Below are 16,550 nucleotides of genomic sequence, written 5' to 3'. Positions count from 1 at the left end.
ATTGACGATCCGGGAACCACACGGACCCCTGGACACGTCATCAAATGGGCGATTGTCAGGATCAGAAAAAATCCAGATCGCCAGAGGCTTTCTGATAGATCTCGGCAGACGGCGCTTCATGGATCGATGAACGCAAGCGCCGCTTCATGTCCTCGAGCGTGATCAGGTTCAGCGCAGTCGAGATATCGACAAGCTGATCCGGTTCAAGCCGTTCCCCGATCCCTTCGATGAACTCGGCAAGACCACGGGACTTTTGCACTGCAAGATCAATGCCCTGCATGACCCGCATGTGATCGGGCGATGCTAAAAACTCGGTCGAGCGGCCATTCGACAGAAGCGGCTCAAGCCGCTCGATCAGTTCCGCGACATCAACGAGTTCTTCGCTGATGCGCTCAAGAACATCATTAAGAGGCTCACTCGGGCTCCCGCCGGGATCGTGAAGTGAATCGGACATTTGGCGGTACTCCCTAGAAAAACTCGATCGATTCTTCGGCTGCTGGCTTCGGTGCAATAACTCTTGGCGGCGCTTTCTCCAGCGCCACGGTCTTCTGTGTTTCAGCACCGGTGAGAGGATATTGCCTGGCTCGACCACTTACCGGAAAATATTCCAGTTTGCGTCCGACGTCTCCGCCGACATTGCTGCCGACGACGCGAATGCCTTCATCGCCGAGGAACTGATGCGCAAACTCCGCATTCTTCTCGCCAACGTTGGAAAAGCCGGCGATGGTTTTCGCGCCGCCGATGATCTTGGCTTCGATGCGTTCGCGGCGAGCACCCTTCTTGAGCAGGCCGTTGATCAGCAGCTCCATCAGATGCACGCCATAGCGTGTGGCTTCACCACCAGATCCGTTGCCATCGCCAGGCAGAAGAAAATGGTTCATGCCACCAACGCCAGCCACCGGGTCACGCATGCATGCTGCAACACATGACCCAAGAATGGTGGAAAGGACAACGTTGGGGTCATCCGAGACCTTGAACTCGCCCTGAATGACGTGAACTCTTTTTACTGGTGCTTCCAGCGTCACTTTAGAGCTCCAAACACGGCCTCGATGGCCGCTTTCATTTTTTCAATCGTGAACGGCTTTGCAAGCACGTTGTTTGCACCCAGCGCTGCAGCTTTCTGAACAAGCGCCCGGTCGCCCTGAGCGGTCAGCATGATAAATGCCGCCCGTTTGGTCGCCGGATTGCTCCGAACCGCCTGCAGCAAACCGAGACCATCCATCTTGGGCATGTTGAAATCGGAGATAACAAGATGGTGTGGCTGCTGAGTCATGATTTTTGCACCTTGCTCACCATCTCCGGCCACCGTAATCTGGGTGAATCCGAGTTGCTGAAGTGCGTCGCCGAGAAGCAACCGGCTGGTTACTTGGTCATCAACGATAAGTACCTTGATTTTTTGTGCAATAGACATCACGCGACCCTATCTTTGCGAGAGGTTGTTGTAGTTAAACTGAGAATTTCCTCACCAATCGAATTGAGAGGGACCTCGTGGCAGACACCGCCAAGTTCCTTCGCCACCCGGGGCATGCCATAAACCACGCAGGTCTTCTCGTTTTGACCGATGGTTTCGGCGCCAGCCTGGCGCATTCTAAGGAGCCCTGCCGCGCCGTCGCGGCCCATGCCTGTGAGGATTACACCGACAGCTTTCTTACCGGCCACCTTGACGACGGAATCAAACAGGACATCGACTGACGGACGGTGACCGTTGACGGGCCCACCCTCAGACAGCAGGCAGCGTGGCGCCATGGTGTTGGCAACCTCCATATGGCGCTCGCCACCGGGGGCGAGATAGATCTGCCCGATCTGGAGCCGGTCACCATCCTCGGCTTCCTTGACCTTGGGCGCACATAGGCGATCAAGACGTTCAGCAAAACTCTTGGTGAAGGTCGATGGCATGTGCTGGGTGATGACGGTCGGCGGGCAGTTCGCCGGAAATTTGGTAAGTACCGCGATCAGGGCTTCAACGCCTCCGGTGGAGGCCCCGATTGCAATGATCTTGCGCGAAGGCTGGTAATCGCTGGGCGCCGAATGGGTATGCGCCGCTTGCCCCGAAGCCGCAGTATCGGGGAGATGGCGCTGTGAGCGCGCTGCCGCTTTGACGATTTCGGCGAGTTGACCGAAAGGTGTCGGATCGCCCGGCACCGGCTTGCCGACGCAATCGAACGCCCCGATCTCGAGAGCAGCCAATGTTGCTTCCGCGCCGCGGTGGGTCAGGGTCGAAACCATGATCACCGGCATCGGACGGAGCTTCATGATCTTTTCCAAGAACTCCAGGCCGTTCATGTCCGGCATTTCGATGTCGAGCGTGATGACATCGGGATTAAGCTGCTTGATGGCGGCGCGCGCCTCCATGGCATCACCAGCTTCCCCCACAACATCGATACCGGGATCGCTTCGAAGCACGGCCTTGATCAGGCCACGCATCGTTGGGGAATCATCAACAACAAGTACACGTGCTTTTGGGGTCATGAGCGTCCGGTGCCCCCCTTGTGGCGATAGGTGGTGATGTTTGTGTTCTCAAAACGGTCCTTGCCATCGCCCGACAGACGTTCGGAATGGCCGATGTAGAGGTGGCCGCCTGGAGGCAGAAGGTCGGCGTAGCGGATCCAGATCCGTGCCTGTGTCGGTTCATCGAAGTAGATTACGACGTTGCGGCAGAAGATGACATCAAAGGGGCCGCGGAACGGCCATTGCGCCATCAGATTGAGTTCGCGGAAGGTGATCAGCTGCTTGACCTGGTCATTGACCTGATACCGTCTCTCGTCGACCTTTGTGAACCATTGCTTGCGCATGGCGGGAGTGACCGTCTCAATCGACTGCTCGTCATAGATACCGGCCTTGGCCTGGGCAATGATCTTCGGATCGATATCCGTCGCAAGGATCCGGATGTCGTAGGTTGTAGCATTGGGAACCATGCCCAGCACTGTCAGGGCGATCGAGTATGGCTCCTGGCCATCCGAACAACCTGCAGACCAGATCCGCACCCGACCGCCAGACTTCGCACGGGCCACAAGGCCAGGCAGCACTTCATCGCGCAGATGCTCGAAATGGTGGTTTTCGCGGAAAAAACGGGTGAAATTGGTGGTGAGAAAGCTGAGCATTTCCCGCCGCTCGTCAGCCCCCTGAGCGGAGCCGACCAGTTCGCAATACTCCCTGAAGCTGCGAAGACCGATCTGCCGCAGACGCTTTGACAGCCGCGAATACACCAAGGAGGCCTTGGTTTCGTTCAGCGCAATGCCTGCATCGGAATAGATCATTGCGGCAATATCCGACAGATCCTTGCGGGTCAGCGGATATTCGCCATTGACGAGACAATCGCCTGGCTTGCCAGACTGTAAAATTGCGGCGGCGCTCATGCGGCCTCACTTCCATATGCGCCAAACATGGCGTCGGGTTTTACTACACAGACCATTCGGTCTTCGATGTTTGCAATGCCGCTGATGGCGCGGCTCTTGCCGTTGTCTGAGGCTCCGGCAACCTGCTGAATCCGGTCTGCGCGAACCGAAACCCGGCCGGAGACTGAATCAACCAGAAGCGCAGCACGTCTGCTTCCGTTCACAACCACAATGACAGCGTGGCGTTTGACAGGGTCTGTCTGGCCCAAGCCAAGACTGTCCGACATATCCATTAGCGGCACAGTCATGCCACCCACCGTGATTACGTTGTGGAGGTGGCGGGGTGAATGCGGCAGCGGCGGTGCCGGAGCCCAGTCACGGATCTCGTGTACAACTTGGCCACTGATGCAGAACTCACGTTCTCCAATCATAAAGACGACCAGATCGCACATCATGCCGCTACCGCCAGTCCTCATTCCACTCCGAGCTCCCTAGCCTGTCGCCGCCAACGTCATTTCCGGGCTGAGTTGTTGCCCGCGCGATGCCGTCACCACCGCATCGACATCGAGGATCAAGGCGACGCGGCCGTCTCCGAGAATAGTCGCGGCTGCGATGCCGGGAACGTTGGTGTAGTTGGCTTCCAGGCTCTTGATGACCACCTGACGCTGGCCCTGAATGCCGTCGACCATGAGCGCACGCTGGCCGCCACCTTCCGATTCCACCAGAAGCGCAACCCCATTGATCGGATCGGCAAGATCTGCGCGGAAATTGAGGATGTGACCCACATCGACCAGCGGACAGAAGGTGTCGCGGATGGCGATGAGGCGCTGGTTTGCACCAAACGAGTGGATGTCGGCTTTTTCCGGCTGCAGTGTTTCGACAATCGCCGTCAACGGGACGACCAGCGTCTGGTCCGCGACCGAGACCACCATACCGTCGAGCACAGCCAGAGTGAGCGGCAAGCTCATGGTGAACACGGAGCCCTGTCCCGGCTTGGATGTGATCGAGATCCGGCCACCAAGTTGCTGGATGGACCGTTTGACCACGTCCATTCCGACGCCACGACCGGAAATGTCCGACAGTTTCTCCGCTGTCGAGAATCCGGGATGGAAAATCAGGTTGTCGATTTCCTCATCGCTCATGTTGGTGTCTGCAGTAATCAAGCCGTTTTCGATGGCCTTGTTGCGAACCCGCTCGCGGTTGATACCGGCGCCGTCGTCGGCGATCTCGATCACGATGCGGCCCGAACGGTGCTTTGCTGTCAGACGCAGGATACCCTCGGCATTCTTGCCGATGGAGGTGCGTTTTTCCGGCGTTTCGAGCCCGTGGTCCACCGCGTTGCGGATCATGTGGGTCAATGGTTCGGCGAGTTTGTCGATCACCGTCTTGTCGACTTCGGTGTTTTCACCTTCCGTAACCAGGCGAACGCTCTTGCCGGTCATGTCAGCAATCTCGCGGACAATACGGCCCATGCGCTGGAACACAGGCTTGACCGGCTGGGCGCGGATGGCCATGACGCTGTCCTGGATTTCCCGGGTCAGCTGCTGCAGCTCCTCGAGGCCGAGATTGATTGAGGAGGTGCCGCCGGATTCGTTTTCGACGACGCTTTGTGCCAGCATCGCCTGGTTGATGACGAGCTCGCCAACCAGGTTGATGAGGCGGTCGACGCGGTCGAGATCGACGCGAATGGTCTGAGGAGCGGCCGGCACGGCGGCCACTGCCGCTTCCTTCTTTTCAGCCTCTGCCGCTATCGCCTTTGCAGCGCGTGGCATGCTTGGCGGCGCAACCGGGGCTTCCGCAGCAGGTGCAGCCGCGGCCGGTGCGGCTGCGGCAGCCGGTGCGGCGGCAACTTCCGCCTCAGGCTGTGCTTTCGCAGGATCGAGGCTCGGCGCCTCACTGAGCAGCGAAAGATCGAATGGCACAGGCGCCATCGGCTGATCTTCACCTGATGCAGACGTGGCGGCGAACGCCTCTTCATCCGCTCCAGCGGTGATTTCAAGGGCGCAATCCCACTCGGCAAACTCAAACACATGGCGAACCGCGTCTTCACCCTTGTCGGTTTCAACCCGGATCAGCCAAGAAAAGTAAGCGCCTTCTGGATCAAGCTGGTCAATGCTTGGCAGATCCTCGTGCTCACAACGAACAAGAATCGTGCCAACCTCGGCCAGATCCCTAAGCAGCAGAACAGCTTCATTGCCCTTGGCATAAAGATCGGAACGGGGACGGAAACGGACGGTGAAGACTTCGCCAGAAGGGCTGTCGTCATCGGATGCCGCGTCTTCCTCGTCGCCGAACTCTGAGAAATTGAAAGGAACTGGTTCAAATCCGCTTTCATCAGTGGGAGCCGGAGCATCAGCGGTAGCCGGCGCGGCTTCTGCTGCAGGAGCAGCTTCAGGCTCGACTGCAGGGGCAGGCTCAGGTTCCGCAGCAGCTGCAGGCGCAGCACTGGCCGAAGGCAGCGGTTGCCCCTTTGCGAAGGCTTCCAACTCAGCGACAAGGCCCTTGGTGCGTGACGGATCGAGGCTGCCGCCATCCCGAGCGGCCGCAGTCAGGTCCGCCAGCACATCGGCAGACTTGAGCATGACCTTAAGCAGTTCGGGAGACGTTTCAATCTTGTCGGATCGAACGCAATCAAGTGTCGTCTCAAACACGTGAGCAAACGCGACCAGGTCATCAAGACCGAAAGCGCCAGCGCCGCCCTTGATTGAGTGGACCGCACGAAAGACAGCGTTGACTGTTTCCAGATCGTTGTCGCCGTCGTTGATGGCGAGTAGACCAGATTCCAGTTCGGCGAGTTGTTCCTCGCATTCCTGGAAAAAGATCTCCTTGATTTCATTCATATCCATTGGGCAGATCCTGTCAGGCGGTTACACGCTCGATCGCTGCGATGAGCTTGGATGGGTCGAAGGGCTTGACGATCCAGCCGGTCGCTCCCGCTTCACGCGCACGGTTCTTTTTTTCCTGGTCGCTTTCGGTGGTCAAAACCAGAATTGGAATGGCCCGGTAGCGCTCGTTCTGGCGGACGCCTTCGATGAAGCCGAAGCCATCCAGCCGTGGCATGTTGATGTCAGTCACAATGACATCGGGTTCGCTTTCCTCGAGGACTTCCAGACCTTCCACGCCGTCTTCGGCCTGAACGGTTTCGAAGCCGGCGTTGTTGAGCGTCATAAGCAACATATTGCGGATGGTCCGCGAATCGTCGACCGTGAGAACCTTTTTCTTCATCTCAGTATCTCCTTGGGCAGCAGGGATTCATCCGAAATTCCCAGCAGTTGCAGTGTTTTGATGTAAGCGTCGGAGGCTTGCGCGACCTTGAAACTCTGATCGTCGGCCTGCCAGCTCTGAACCGCAGAGAGCAGGACCTGAACACATTGAGCGCCGAGGCGGCTCACATCCGAGGCATCAACGTCAATACTCTCACCCTTATGGGCGAGAACCTGTTCGTGCAGCCGGCTTGCAGCATTGAGGTCGAGGACCTCCGGCAGCTTCAGGATTTTCAGTGCGGCGTCAGCTGACGACATTTAGATGTTCCTCACTTGTTTTTGAGATGCGGGGGCATGCAACAGCCTTGTTCTTGATCTGATGCATTATCCGGACCTCAACATGGAAGACGGTGCTGAAACATCCGGCGCCCATGACTGAGCGCCGGAGATTTCGACGGTTTCAAATCCGGCACCGCGATGATGCCGATGCAATCTGATCTGCTCGCCAAGTTCGGTGATGACGAGGTGCAGGTCTGCGCCGGTTTCCGCGAGGCCGAAGAACTGCGATCCACCGGAGGCGACCTGCTGCGCGGCTTGGCCCAGAGCCGAGACCGAAGCGGCAATCCGGATCGCTTCGGCGTCAGACCGCGTGCTTACGCCCGCAACAGATTTCGAAATCTCGCCCACCTGCTCGACCAGGCCGGAAATTGCCGAGCGGGTTTTGCCGACAAGTTCCACGCCACGGCCAACCTGGGTCTTTGCGTCTGAAACGAGGTCCTTGATCTCGCTTGCCGCACCGGCAGAACGCTGCGCCAGGGCGCGGACTTCGGTGGCGACAACGGCAAAGCCGCGGCCGGCTTCGCCTGCACGTGCGGCTTCGATGCCGGCATTGAGTGCAAGGAGATTGGTCTGGAATGCAATCTCGTCGATCACGGATATGATCTTGCCGATCTGCTCGGCGGACTGTTCCACCCCGGCCATGGCGCCAATGGCGCTTTCGACAATCCGGTCCCCGTCTTCCGCGCTTTGCCGCGCCTGGGAAATCAGGGCTTCGGCCTCACGCGCGGTTTCCGCGCTGGCGCGGATGCGGTTTGCAACGTCGTCAAGATCGCTGTGCTGCTCGCCCAGTGCTGCGCCTTGCCGCTCGATGTCGGAGCGCACCGTTTCGAGATCGTCCGCCATGCGCCGGGCAAGTTTTTCAGCCCGCGAGAGGCGTTCCGTGGAGGTCTTGACCAGATCCTCGAAACCGCTGACTGCGCGGTTGAAGTGTTCTGCAGTCTGGCGGTGTGCGTCGATGCTGTCGGGATCGACACGAACGCTGAGATCGCCTTCGGCAAGCTGCGCAAGCGCCGCGCCAAGAGTGCTCTCAACCAGTTCGCGTGCCTGGGCGGCCTCGTCCTCATGGCGCTGTTCGAATGTTCGCGACTGTTCACGCAGGCGATGGGAGACCTGCATATCAATGTCGATCAGTGCTGCCTTGACGACATCGACCAACCGGTCAGCCAGCAAGTTGCGGTCGGCGCGCTTGGAGAAATGCTTGAAGATGCCAGTGCGGCTTTCCTCTACCAGGCGGCGGATCACCCGCTCAAGAACCAGAGCGTGCCCGCCGATGGACCATCCCGCATCGAGCCCGATGCGCTGCCGCACTTCGCCGAGAATGACCGAGCGATCAACATAGAGGGTATCGAAACGGCCATCAGAGAGGATCGACCAATGGGCGACCTCGAGATCTTCGAGCCGGTCGACCTGTCGTGCAGAGCTGAACAGGCTGGCGATCTCCGGGGTGTTCTGCAAACGCTCGAAGAACCCCTTGAGCGCCATGCGGGCTTCAGCCTCGATCATCGGGCGAATTTCGCGCAGGCGCTCGCAGCCCTCGGTATCGAGAGCTGTCAGGTCCAGACGAGCGCGCAAGCCGTCAGCCGCTGCCTCATCCCTCACCCTTGCCTGGACATTCCCCACGCGCCTACCCCATTTTGCCGGTGATTGCCCCCCGGCGGTTTGAAACTTTTCCGAGAGCGGCCTTGTGGCTTGACCGAATCCCCATGCCGCTCCGCTCACCGCGAGACTGCACATGCCGGTTCTCAAGCCCGGGCGCCGCCCGGATGAATTCATTTGGAAAGATCCGGCCCTATGTCCGGGTCGTCAAAACGGCGTCATGCCTTTGTGAGCCTTAAATACGCTAGAACGGCTACAATTCGACGAGGGTCAATTTTTACGGTTTAATCCTTGCCCGAAGGTTAACAAAGTGCAACCACTGTTAATCAAATATTGGCCATAAATTTGAGGCACAATTGGTAAGGTTCGCGCAAGCCGACTGTGTGAATTATTTGTCTATCGATGACAATGAAGTCACCAGGAATAGAGACATGACCGTTCTCGGATTTGGCGCAATCGCCATTGCCACTGCAACACTTGCAATCTTCTCAGTGCTTTTGCACAAGACCGACGCTCGTGAGCGTCAGACTCCAGTGTTCTGAAAACCCTGCTTTTCCGGCCTTTAGTCCTTAAACAGTGCGCTGTTGTTTCCGCTTTCTGCTTGAGAGAATTATCGCGCCTTGGAATGATGCATCTGTGTTGTTCAAACGCGGCGTGCATCAGGGGAAGTAAACAGGCTCGTCGCCCAGGCGCCACTGCGGGTACTTTCGCATCACCCTCTCAAAACGGTCAGAGCTGAGAAACCTCGATAGCCAGGTGTGCAGCTTCGGCCAGGGCTGGGCGTCAAACCATTGCTTATCGACAAAGGCGAATTGGCGCACGAAGGGAAGAATGGCGAAATCGGCCAGACTGGGCCGTTCGAAGATCCAGTTGCCGAGTGCCTGATCCAGTTCCTGAAGGAATGCGGCGGCAATGCCGCGCTGCTCCACCGGCTCAGATTCAGGATAGCGCTGCGGATATTTTGTGCGGTCCAGCGCCTGCTTGAAGGGTCCGTCCACACGGGCAATCCAGTCAAATCCCCGATCAGGCATCTCGAGCCAACCTTCCGGGTCATTCTGTTTCATCGCCCAGATCATTACATCCAGGCTTTCATCGATCACCGTCGGGCCGCCCGGCGCGCCCTCACCGGCCATTCCGGCCGTTGCCGGAACCAGGCACGGCACGGTTGCGCTTGGCGAAGCGGATAGGAAAGCTGCCGGCTTGTCGCGCAGAACCACCTCGCGCAACTCAACCTTGACGCCTGATGCGGCAATGGCGATTCGCGCCCGGATGGCATAGGGGCAACGCCGGAATGAATAAAGTATCGGATATGTCACGGCTGGGTCCTGCCAAATCATCGCCAACAGGTTAGCGGGAATTCGCATCGCAGCAAAGCCGGAGACCGAGAGTCCATTCAGCCAGAAAAGCTGGCTGAGCACGGACGCATCTGCGCATGAAACTGTTTCCCTGCCCCTCTTTATCGGCAATCTCGGAGACCTGGAGCATGGAAAAGGACTTCTCTCATTGCCGGATGGCAATGCGCGCCTAAATCAACCGGTTAGGAAAAGCATCGCAAAAGCAAAACCTGTCACCCGGCGCGCAGCTTAGAGAGTCCCCCTTGTCCAATCCCAAAACTGTTTCGCCAAGCCGGTCCGTTCCCAGCAGCCGCATGTCAAGACTGGCGCTGTTTGGCGGCATGGCGTCAGGAGTTCTGGGCGGCATGCTTGTTGATGGCGCCCTGCAGGTGGCACGCGGCAGACGACCTTCGGTAAGCGAGCTGCTGCTGACGCCGGGCAATGCGCTCCGCGTTACGCAGCAGCTCGCGCATCTGCGTGGTGCTGCGATGAAGGTCGGCCAGCTGATCTCGATGGACGCCGGCGAATTGCTGCCCATGGAACTCACCGAAATATTGAGCCGCCTGCGCGAAGACGCGCAACACATGCCGGCAGCGCAGTTGAATGCCACCTTGAAGCAGCAATGGGGCGAAGGCTGGCGCAGCCGGTTCGCACAGTTTTCCGCAACCCCTCTGGCTGCGGCTTCAATCGGTCAGGTTCACCGTGCGAAAACGCCAGACGGACGAGAGCTTGCGATCAAGATCCAGTACCCGGGCGTGCGCGACAGCATCGACAGCGACGTGGACAATGTCGGAGCGCTGCTGCGCCTGTCGGGTCTGCTGCCAAAAGGCCTCGACATTGCCCCCCTGCTCGTGGCCGCAAAACAGCAGCTTCACGAAGAGGCTGACTACGTGCGCGAGGGCGAATGTCTCTTGAATTTCAGACAGTTGCTCAAAGACTCACCGGAGTTTCTGGTACCCGACCTTGCGGCCGACTTTTCCACCGAGCACGTGCTTGCGATGACTTTTGTCAAAGGCGTCCCGATCGAAGCGCTTGCATCACACTCGCAAGAGCTCAGGGACCGGGTCGCTGCCACTCTGATCGAACTTGTCCTGCGCGAGATGTTCGAGTTCCAGCTCATGCAGTCAGATCCGAACTTCGCCAATTACCGCTATGACGTTGCTTCGGGCCGAGTTGTTCTGCTCGACTTTGGCGCAACACGCCAACTCTCAACGAATGTTGCGAGCCAATACAGAAACCTCCTCAAAGCAGGGCTTGCAGGCAACAGGGATGAGGTTCGAACCGCTGCGCTGGCGCTGGGCCTTTTTGGCGAGCACATGCCGCGCCATCATGAGCGAAAGCTTCTGGAGATGGCGGAGCTGATGTTCAGTGCCCTTCGAACAAACCCGGTTTTTGACTTCTCCGACGACACCCTGCTCCCGGCGCTTCGCGAGCACGGAATGATGATGGCCGCGGAACGGGAATTCGGCCACGTTCCGCCGATAGATGTCTTGTTCCTGCAACGCAAAATCGGCGGGATGTACCTGTTGGCAAGCCGTTTGAAAGCGCGCGTCGACATCGCGGGACTTCTGGAACCACACCTTACATCGCCCGCACCGGTTCGTTGCGATTGACGCGAGCACGTCACCACACTTGAGAGACAAGTCGGATTGAGATTTTGAGACCACCTTCAATTGTTCTTATCCTTGGCAGCGGCCCGAGCGCACCCCACGCCCGGCACTGGCCAAAGCCCGACAACCTCACGATTGTCACCATCAACAATGCCTGGCGGGTGCGTCCGGACTGGGATTACCTGATCCATGCCGGGGATTTCCCACAGGATCGCAGGCCGCGCACCCTGTTGCCCGGACAGGAAGTTCACAGCCATGAAAGCTATGTGCCGGCGCAAAACCGGTTCGGCGGCTTCGTCTACGCCGGCGGTACCATGGCGTTTACCGCCGGCTATTGGGCTCTCGATGCGCTGAAGCCCGACATCCTGGCCTATTTCGGCTGCGACATGACCTATTCCGGAACCGTGACCCATTTCTACGGAAAGGGGACTGCCGATCCGCTGCGCCCGGACGTGACACTGCAATCGCTGGAGGCAAAATCAGCCCGGCTGATGGCGCTGGCGCATCGGCAGGGCTGCGCCTGCGTCAACCTGTCGACCGAGCCCAAGAGCCGGCTGGTGTTTCCCCGCGCACGGCTGAACGATCTCAGTTCCAGGCCGTTCACAACAGGGATCGATTCCGCCGCAGCCGAAACCGCGCTGCAGGAAGAAGCCCGGCTCGGCTACATGATCGAGGACGGCGAATACTGGCATCATATCGATGATTTCGACGCAGCTGCGCTGTCTCGGCTTGATGATTTGTGGCTTTCAGCATGCCCCGCAGCGCCAAAAGGCTTGATTGAGGATCGCTCTTCCGAAGCGGACTCAACCGGCACCGCACAAGAGCAAGACACTGCCTGCGGCAGCCGCAAGCGGACCGGATAGGCAAAGAGCGGAAAAAGGCTGCTTGGCGACCTTGAGGCGCGGAGGAGGAGTGTCGTGCCAGCAAACACCGCCAACGGCGCCGGGGCAGAGCCATCCTGAAGACAGCTGAAGACTATCGCTTTTGCTTGAAAAAAAGTGGTGCCCCTCGATAGAGAGACTTCGAACGCTCTGATCGAGGTTTTGGAGGATTGGGGGCACAGGCTCAAGCACTCAGATTTTGAGCAAGTCGTTGCTGTGTGTGACGAGGAGAACCTGGACACAAAAGCAGCGGAAGGCCCTTCTCCGGGAGGGCTGTCATGACTGCTCATGTCAAACCAAAGCGCCCCGCTCCACTGTCGCTGCGTCTGAATAAAGCCGAACGCAAACGACTGGAAAAACTCGCTGGCGACCAGCCGCTAGGCAGCTTCATCAAAGACCGCGTGTTTGCCGACGCACTAATGCCAGGCGCTTCAGAGGTTTTGGATCGCTATCAGATGTTGGTGCGTGTGCTGGCAGCGCTCGGCGAAAATGATGTGTTTGCCAATCTGGATGCTATCGCCAAGGCAATCGAGGCCGGTGATCTCGTCCTGAGTGATGAGCAGGAAGCCCAGATCGCAGCGTCGTGTTTGCTGGTTTTGGAAATGCGTGATGATCTGATCCGTGCTCTGGGGCTGAAACCACCTGCTCAACCGTATGATGGTGATTACTAATGATCCTGCACGGCAATCAGCGCGGCGGTGCCAAAGACCTCGCCCTTCATCTCATGAAGGACGAGAATGAAACCGTTCAGGTCGTCGATGTGCGCGGTTTCATCTCGCGCGATGTTATGGGCGCGCTCACGGAATCCTACGCGATGAGCCGCGCCACCAAGTGCCGTCAGCATTTATTCTCACTGAGCCTGAACCCGCCCAAGGGCGAAAGCGTGAGTGATCAGGATTTTCTGGATGCGGCCGAACTAGCGGAAGAGCGGCTCGGCCTTTCCAAACAGCCGCGCATCATCGTCTTTCACGAAAAGTATGGAAGCGATGGAAAGCTTCGCAAACACGCTCATGCCGTGTGGAGCCGGATTGAAGTTCAGCGCATGAAGGCGGTGCAGCTCTCATATACCAAGCGCAAGCTGGTTGATGTCGGGCGTGAGTTATACATCCGTCATGGCTGGCGCATGCCCCATGGCTTTATCGATCCGACACGGCGCGATCCGAAAAACTTCACGCTTGCGGAATGGCAGCAAGCCAAGCGCCAAGGGCGCGATGCCAAAACCCTCAAGGCGATGTTTCAGGAGCGATGGGCAATCTCGGATAGCATCGGCGGGTTTGCGCATGCGCTCGAAGAACAAGGCTTTATTCTGGCCAAAGGGGATCGGCGCGGCTTTGTCGCTGTCGATTATAAGGGCGAGGTCTACTCAATTTCGCGGTGGGTTGGCGTGAAAACCAAGACTGTTCGCGAGAAGCTCGGAGAACCTGATGCTCTACCCACCGTCCAGCAAGCCCATGCCAAGGCGGCGGCTCAGGTCGCAAAGCGCTTGCGGGAATTGCGCGATCAGCAACATGCGAAAGCCAAACGCTTCAGTGCCGTGTTTGCACAGCGCGCCGCCAATCAAGACAAAACGCTGCATCGAAGCCAAGCCCAACTTGATGCACGGCTAAACAACCGTGCGCAGCAAGAGGAAGCGCAGCGCCAAGCGCGCATCCGCAAGGGCATCTTAGGCTTTATCGACAGGCTGACAGGACACAGGCGCAAAGCGGAACGGCGCAATGCGCTGGAGCGTGAGGCCGCGCAAGTACGTGATCTCGTGGAGACGCAGCGCCTCGCCGCCAGGTTTGAGCGACGGTCACAGCAGCGGGCAAAAGAGCATGAGAAACGCCAACTCGACCTCTCGGCAACCACGCAAGAACTTGGTCAAGACATTGCGTGGCTTGAGCGGCCTTTAGAGTTCGATCAGGCTCAAAGCCATGCCCACATGCGGCCAAGTGCCGACATCGCGCACGCCCGTGATGGTCCAGAGCCAGAGCTTTAGCCTCATGCTATATATAAATATTTTGACAGAGAGTTATCATTAATGATAACATATTCTATGAATTGGAAAGTCACATTCTACAGTGCGAAGGTCGAGAAAGAGGCGCTCAATTTGCCAAAAAGCATCTTGGCCAATTTCTTGCGGATTGTTGATCTGATTGAAGAGTTTGGGCCGGACTTGGGACGTCCGCATACCGCACCGCTGAGTAGCGGCCTCTTCGAAATCAGAGCCAAGGGCAAGGAAGGAATTTCTCGTTCGGTGTTTTGCACGGTGAAAGGTCAAGAGATCGTCATTTTGTTGACGGCGATCAAGAAGAGCAACGCGCTGCCGAAACGGCACATGGAGACGGCGCGCAAACGCATGAAGGAGATACGAGATGAGCAATGAACGCCCAGACATGGCAGGGTTTCGCGAGAAAGCCCTCAAAGACCCTGAAGTCCGCGCTGAATATGATGCGCTGGGCTCTGTGTTTCAGATGAAGCGCCAGATGATCGCACTGCGTAAGCAAGCGGGGCTGACCCAAGAACAGATGGCTGAAAAGCTCGGCACAAAGAAAAGCAACATTTCAAGGCTGGAAAGCCTGAACTCGGATGTCTCTCCACGCTTGGCGACGCTGGAGGACTATGCGCGTGTGCTAGGATATTCCGTGACTGTTGGTTTCGAACCAGAGGTAGATCGGCAACAATAAGCAAACAGTGTTGATGTTTGCTTTTCTACGATGACTTCGCTATATTATTAGCCGATTAGTTGGGGTGCAAACGATATAAACTGCAGAGTTTTGTTATGTGGCTAAATAAATTAAAAATCTTTGTATTATGTATCGTCCTTTGTGGTTGCGTGACATCAAATACATGGAATTCAGTCTCTAAGAGACCCGTTTCTGATGCTGACCTAAAGTATGCAAGAGAAACAACTATAATCTGCACAAATCGAGCTTTTGCAAAATATGGCGACACGAGTTCAGAGAAACGGATTAGAACGACGGCGATAAGAGCCATTTCTGAATGCGAACCAGCGTTCGCTTTTCACGCAAATGAAATGGCTAGCAAAGTCTTGTTTGATCAAAATCAACAAAGATATATTGCACCAATCCCCAAAAGAATAAAAAACAAACTTATGCAAGAAATGCTAGCCGCCCTCCTTGAAGCATATAGCGTCGGAGATAAGATATGAAAAAAGTATTTGTATTTGGCTTTTCTTCATTTCTTTTTCTATCCAATACGCCTGGAGTTTATGCAGGAATCGGAGAGGAAGGCTATGAAGCCGTTGAAAGCGAAAACCAGCCAGTCACAGCTGAAGAATTGAGAAGGCTCGGCCCGGGTGGCGACCTGAATCAGGATGGCCCCAGGAACCCTGCAGAGCAGATAAGGGATTGGGTTAGAGATAGATTTGACGACGATGATGAGCCGGGGGATGTGCCGGATAACAGACCCGTGCCTCAGGAGCCCGAGAACCCGCCGGATTGGTTGGAGCCCTATCAGCCCAACGAGGTGCCCGAAGACTTGTAAGCCTGCATCTCAATGTTATCGGCTCCAGAACACATGAACGCACTCAACGCCGGTCTCGATGACCAGCACATCACTCATCGCCATGTCCCGCGCCATGGCGTCATAATCGATGTAATAGCGCAGAGATTCAGGGATCAAGACAGTTTCCTCTGTCAATTGCTCGGCGTATTCGGCGAGTGAGCGATATTCGCCGCAATAATCGTCCTCCAAGGCCGTTTCTGCCGCGTCGATGTCGCCATAATGCTTGAAGAGTTCTGCGCCCAGTTCGCCATGCTCGGCGATGAATGCCGCCAAAGCGGTAACCTCATCAATGCCTTGATATTCCGAGAGCGAAACACCATCGAAGCCTTCATAGTCGTGAATGGCGTATTCTTCGGCGTCTTCGATGGGTGAGGCTTTGAGCATCGCGGCGATTTCGCTGCGGATGTCGTCGGCGTCCTGATCGGCTTTGATCCAGCGCCCGTGCAAAATGCCGTTGTTATAAGCCGCCAGACAGGCAACATAAATCCGGATGTCGCTGTCATGTGTTGCTGTTTGAAATGCTGCGTGTGCCATGTGTTTTCCTTTCCGCTTAAATTGAAACAGGGGTGCGCATGCATCCCTGCCTCGTGGCGAACAGCGGGTGTGCAAACGGAAGGAAAAATCGACGCTGAGTGGAGCGGGCGCAGGGCGAGAGCCCGAGCCACGGTCAGTGTTCTATTTTTGCTGAAGTGCGCCCAGGGCAGCGCCCTAAGCTCAGGTCATGTGCTCAGCATCAAACGCGCAA

The 16,550-nt window shown here is 57.2% G+C and carries 19 protein-coding genes; 7 read left to right on the top strand and 12 right to left on the bottom strand.

Annotated elements, in window-relative coordinates; all coding sequences use genetic code 11:
* Window positions 1–61: 61 nt before the first annotated feature.
* The 11 genes from HPDFL43_RS03335 to HPDFL43_RS03280 all read right to left on the bottom strand — a co-directional run bounded on the left by HPDFL43_RS03335 (window position 62) and on the right by HPDFL43_RS03280 (window position 9,789).
* A complete protein-coding gene (locus HPDFL43_RS03335; protein ID WP_007195831.1) occupies window positions 62–454 on the bottom strand; it encodes a hypothetical protein in 393 nt (130 codons plus the stop codon).
* A gap of 13 nt (window positions 455–467) precedes the next feature.
* Window positions 468–1,025, bottom strand: coding sequence for a chemoreceptor glutamine deamidase CheD (gene cheD, locus HPDFL43_RS03330; RefSeq protein WP_007195830.1), 558 nt, complete (start codon window positions 1,023–1,025; stop codon window positions 468–470).
* Entirely contained in the window at window positions 1,022–1,411 is a 390-nt protein-coding gene (locus HPDFL43_RS03325) for a response regulator (protein ID WP_007195829.1), read from the bottom strand. The genes cheD and HPDFL43_RS03325 overlap by 4 nt, the downstream gene beginning before the upstream one ends.
* Window positions 1,411–2,469 (bottom strand): protein-glutamate methylesterase/protein-glutamine glutaminase, encoded by a 1,059-nt coding sequence (locus HPDFL43_RS03320; RefSeq protein WP_040449001.1) that lies wholly within the window; start codon window positions 2,467–2,469, stop codon window positions 1,411–1,413. Before HPDFL43_RS03320 ends, HPDFL43_RS03325 begins: the two co-directional genes overlap by 1 nt.
* The gene (locus tag HPDFL43_RS03315) at window positions 2,466–3,356 is read right to left on the bottom strand and encodes a protein-glutamate O-methyltransferase (protein WP_007195827.1); all 891 of its coding nucleotides are present in this window, start codon (window positions 3,354–3,356) and stop codon (window positions 2,466–2,468) included. Before HPDFL43_RS03315 ends, HPDFL43_RS03320 begins: the two co-directional genes overlap by 4 nt.
* Window positions 3,353–3,766 (bottom strand): chemotaxis protein CheW, encoded by a 414-nt coding sequence (locus HPDFL43_RS03310; protein ID WP_245271124.1) that lies wholly within the window; start codon window positions 3,764–3,766, stop codon window positions 3,353–3,355. Before HPDFL43_RS03310 ends, HPDFL43_RS03315 begins: the two co-directional genes overlap by 4 nt.
* Window positions 3,767–3,826: 60 nt before the next feature.
* Window positions 3,827–6,181 carry a chemotaxis protein CheA gene (locus tag HPDFL43_RS03305; protein ID WP_007195825.1) on the bottom strand — a complete coding sequence of 785 codons (2,355 nt, stop codon included), beginning with the start codon at window positions 6,179–6,181 and terminating at the stop codon, window positions 3,827–3,829.
* 13 nt (window positions 6,182–6,194) lie between these two features.
* Window positions 6,195–6,560 (bottom strand): response regulator, encoded by a 366-nt coding sequence (locus HPDFL43_RS03300; protein WP_007195824.1) that lies wholly within the window; start codon window positions 6,558–6,560, stop codon window positions 6,195–6,197.
* Window positions 6,557–6,856, bottom strand: a complete 300-nt coding sequence (locus HPDFL43_RS03295) for an STAS domain-containing protein (RefSeq protein WP_007195823.1) — start codon at window positions 6,854–6,856, stop codon at window positions 6,557–6,559. Before HPDFL43_RS03295 ends, HPDFL43_RS03300 begins: the two co-directional genes overlap by 4 nt.
* Window positions 6,857–6,922: 66 nt before the next feature.
* On the bottom strand, window positions 6,923–8,449 hold the full coding sequence (locus HPDFL43_RS03290; RefSeq protein ID WP_169743219.1) for a globin-coupled sensor protein: 1,527 nt from the start codon (window positions 8,447–8,449) through the stop codon (window positions 6,923–6,925).
* A gap of 683 nt (window positions 8,450–9,132) precedes the next feature.
* Window positions 9,133–9,789, bottom strand: coding sequence for a glutathione S-transferase (locus tag HPDFL43_RS03280; RefSeq protein ID WP_210165614.1), 657 nt, complete (start codon window positions 9,787–9,789; stop codon window positions 9,133–9,135).
* A 332-nt stretch (window positions 9,790–10,121) separates the two neighbouring features.
* Between HPDFL43_RS03280 and HPDFL43_RS03275 the strand changes: the two genes are divergently transcribed.
* From HPDFL43_RS03275 to HPDFL43_RS03245, 7 genes are all read left to right on the top strand, one after another.
* Entirely contained in the window at window positions 10,122–11,420 is a 1,299-nt protein-coding gene (locus HPDFL43_RS03275) for an ABC1 kinase family protein (RefSeq protein WP_007195819.1), read from the top strand.
* 44 nt (window positions 11,421–11,464) lie between these two features.
* Window positions 11,465–12,280, top strand: coding sequence for a hypothetical protein (locus HPDFL43_RS03270; protein ID WP_007195818.1), 816 nt, complete (start codon window positions 11,465–11,467; stop codon window positions 12,278–12,280).
* Window positions 12,281–12,576: 296 nt separating this feature from the next.
* Window positions 12,577–12,969, top strand: a complete 393-nt coding sequence (locus tag HPDFL43_RS03265; protein WP_007195817.1) for a hypothetical protein — start codon at window positions 12,577–12,579, stop codon at window positions 12,967–12,969.
* Window positions 12,969–14,276 (top strand): relaxase/mobilization nuclease domain-containing protein, encoded by a 1,308-nt coding sequence (locus tag HPDFL43_RS03260; protein ID WP_007195816.1) that lies wholly within the window; start codon window positions 12,969–12,971, stop codon window positions 14,274–14,276. The genes HPDFL43_RS03265 and HPDFL43_RS03260 overlap by 1 nt, the downstream gene beginning before the upstream one ends.
* 57 nt (window positions 14,277–14,333) lie before the next feature.
* The gene (locus HPDFL43_RS03255) at window positions 14,334–14,663 is read left to right on the top strand and encodes a type II toxin-antitoxin system RelE/ParE family toxin (RefSeq protein WP_007195815.1); all 330 of its coding nucleotides are present in this window, start codon (window positions 14,334–14,336) and stop codon (window positions 14,661–14,663) included.
* A complete protein-coding gene (locus HPDFL43_RS03250; protein ID WP_007195814.1) occupies window positions 14,653–14,964 on the top strand; it encodes a helix-turn-helix transcriptional regulator in 312 nt (103 codons plus the stop codon). The genes HPDFL43_RS03255 and HPDFL43_RS03250 overlap by 11 nt, the downstream gene beginning before the upstream one ends.
* A gap of 481 nt (window positions 14,965–15,445) precedes the next feature.
* A complete protein-coding gene (locus HPDFL43_RS03245) occupies window positions 15,446–15,784 on the top strand; it encodes a hypothetical protein (RefSeq protein WP_007195812.1) in 339 nt (112 codons plus the stop codon).
* A gap of 15 nt (window positions 15,785–15,799) precedes the next feature.
* Here the strand turns inward: HPDFL43_RS03245 and HPDFL43_RS03240 are convergent, their stop codons facing one another.
* Window positions 15,800–16,339 (bottom strand): antirestriction protein ArdA, encoded by a 540-nt coding sequence (locus HPDFL43_RS03240; protein WP_007195811.1) that lies wholly within the window; start codon window positions 16,337–16,339, stop codon window positions 15,800–15,802.
* Window positions 16,340–16,550 lie beyond the last annotated feature (211 nt).

The organism is Hoeflea phototrophica DFL-43, assembly GCF_000154705.2.
Taxonomy (GTDB): Bacteria; Pseudomonadota; Alphaproteobacteria; order Rhizobiales; family Rhizobiaceae; genus Hoeflea; species Hoeflea phototrophica.
Note: the sequence above shows the minus strand (reverse complement) of the source record. Positions and strands in the feature narration are given on the sequence as shown.

Bases quoted from the DNA above. Each gene is read 5' to 3' on its own strand.
- HPDFL43_RS03335 (WP_007195831.1), bottom strand. From the start codon at position 454: ATGTCCGATTCACTTCACGATCCCGGCGGGAGCCCGAGTGAGCCTCTT.
- HPDFL43_RS03325 (WP_007195829.1), bottom strand. From the start codon at position 1,411: ATGTCTATTGCACAAAAAATCAAGGTACTTATCGTTGATGACCAAGTA.
- HPDFL43_RS03320 (WP_040449001.1), bottom strand. From the start codon at position 2,469: ATGACCCCAAAAGCACGTGTACTTGTTGTTGATGATTCCCCAACGATG.
- HPDFL43_RS03315 (WP_007195827.1), bottom strand. From the start codon at position 3,356: ATGAGCGCCGCCGCAATTTTACAGTCTGGCAAGCCAGGCGATTGTCTC.
- HPDFL43_RS03310 (WP_245271124.1), bottom strand. From the start codon at position 3,766: ATGATTGGAGAACGTGAGTTCTGCATCAGTGGCCAAGTTGTACACGAG.
- HPDFL43_RS03305 (WP_007195825.1), bottom strand. From the start codon at position 6,181: ATGGATATGAATGAAATCAAGGAGATCTTTTTCCAGGAATGCGAGGAA.
- HPDFL43_RS03300 (WP_007195824.1), bottom strand. From the start codon at position 6,560: ATGAAGAAAAAGGTTCTCACGGTCGACGATTCGCGGACCATCCGCAAT.
- HPDFL43_RS03295 (WP_007195823.1), bottom strand. From the start codon at position 6,856: ATGTCGTCAGCTGACGCCGCACTGAAAATCCTGAAGCTGCCGGAGGTC.
- HPDFL43_RS03275 (WP_007195819.1), top strand. From the start codon at position 10,122: ATGTCAAGACTGGCGCTGTTTGGCGGCATGGCGTCAGGAGTTCTGGGC.
- HPDFL43_RS03265 (WP_007195817.1), top strand. From the start codon at position 12,577: ATGACTGCTCATGTCAAACCAAAGCGCCCCGCTCCACTGTCGCTGCGT.
- HPDFL43_RS03260 (WP_007195816.1), top strand. From the start codon at position 12,969: ATGATCCTGCACGGCAATCAGCGCGGCGGTGCCAAAGACCTCGCCCTT.
- HPDFL43_RS03255 (WP_007195815.1), top strand. From the start codon at position 14,334: ATGAATTGGAAAGTCACATTCTACAGTGCGAAGGTCGAGAAAGAGGCG.
- HPDFL43_RS03250 (WP_007195814.1), top strand. From the start codon at position 14,653: ATGAGCAATGAACGCCCAGACATGGCAGGGTTTCGCGAGAAAGCCCTC.
- HPDFL43_RS03245 (WP_007195812.1), top strand. From the start codon at position 15,446: ATGAAAAAAGTATTTGTATTTGGCTTTTCTTCATTTCTTTTTCTATCC.
- HPDFL43_RS03240 (WP_007195811.1), bottom strand. From the start codon at position 16,339: ATGGCACACGCAGCATTTCAAACAGCAACACATGACAGCGACATCCGG.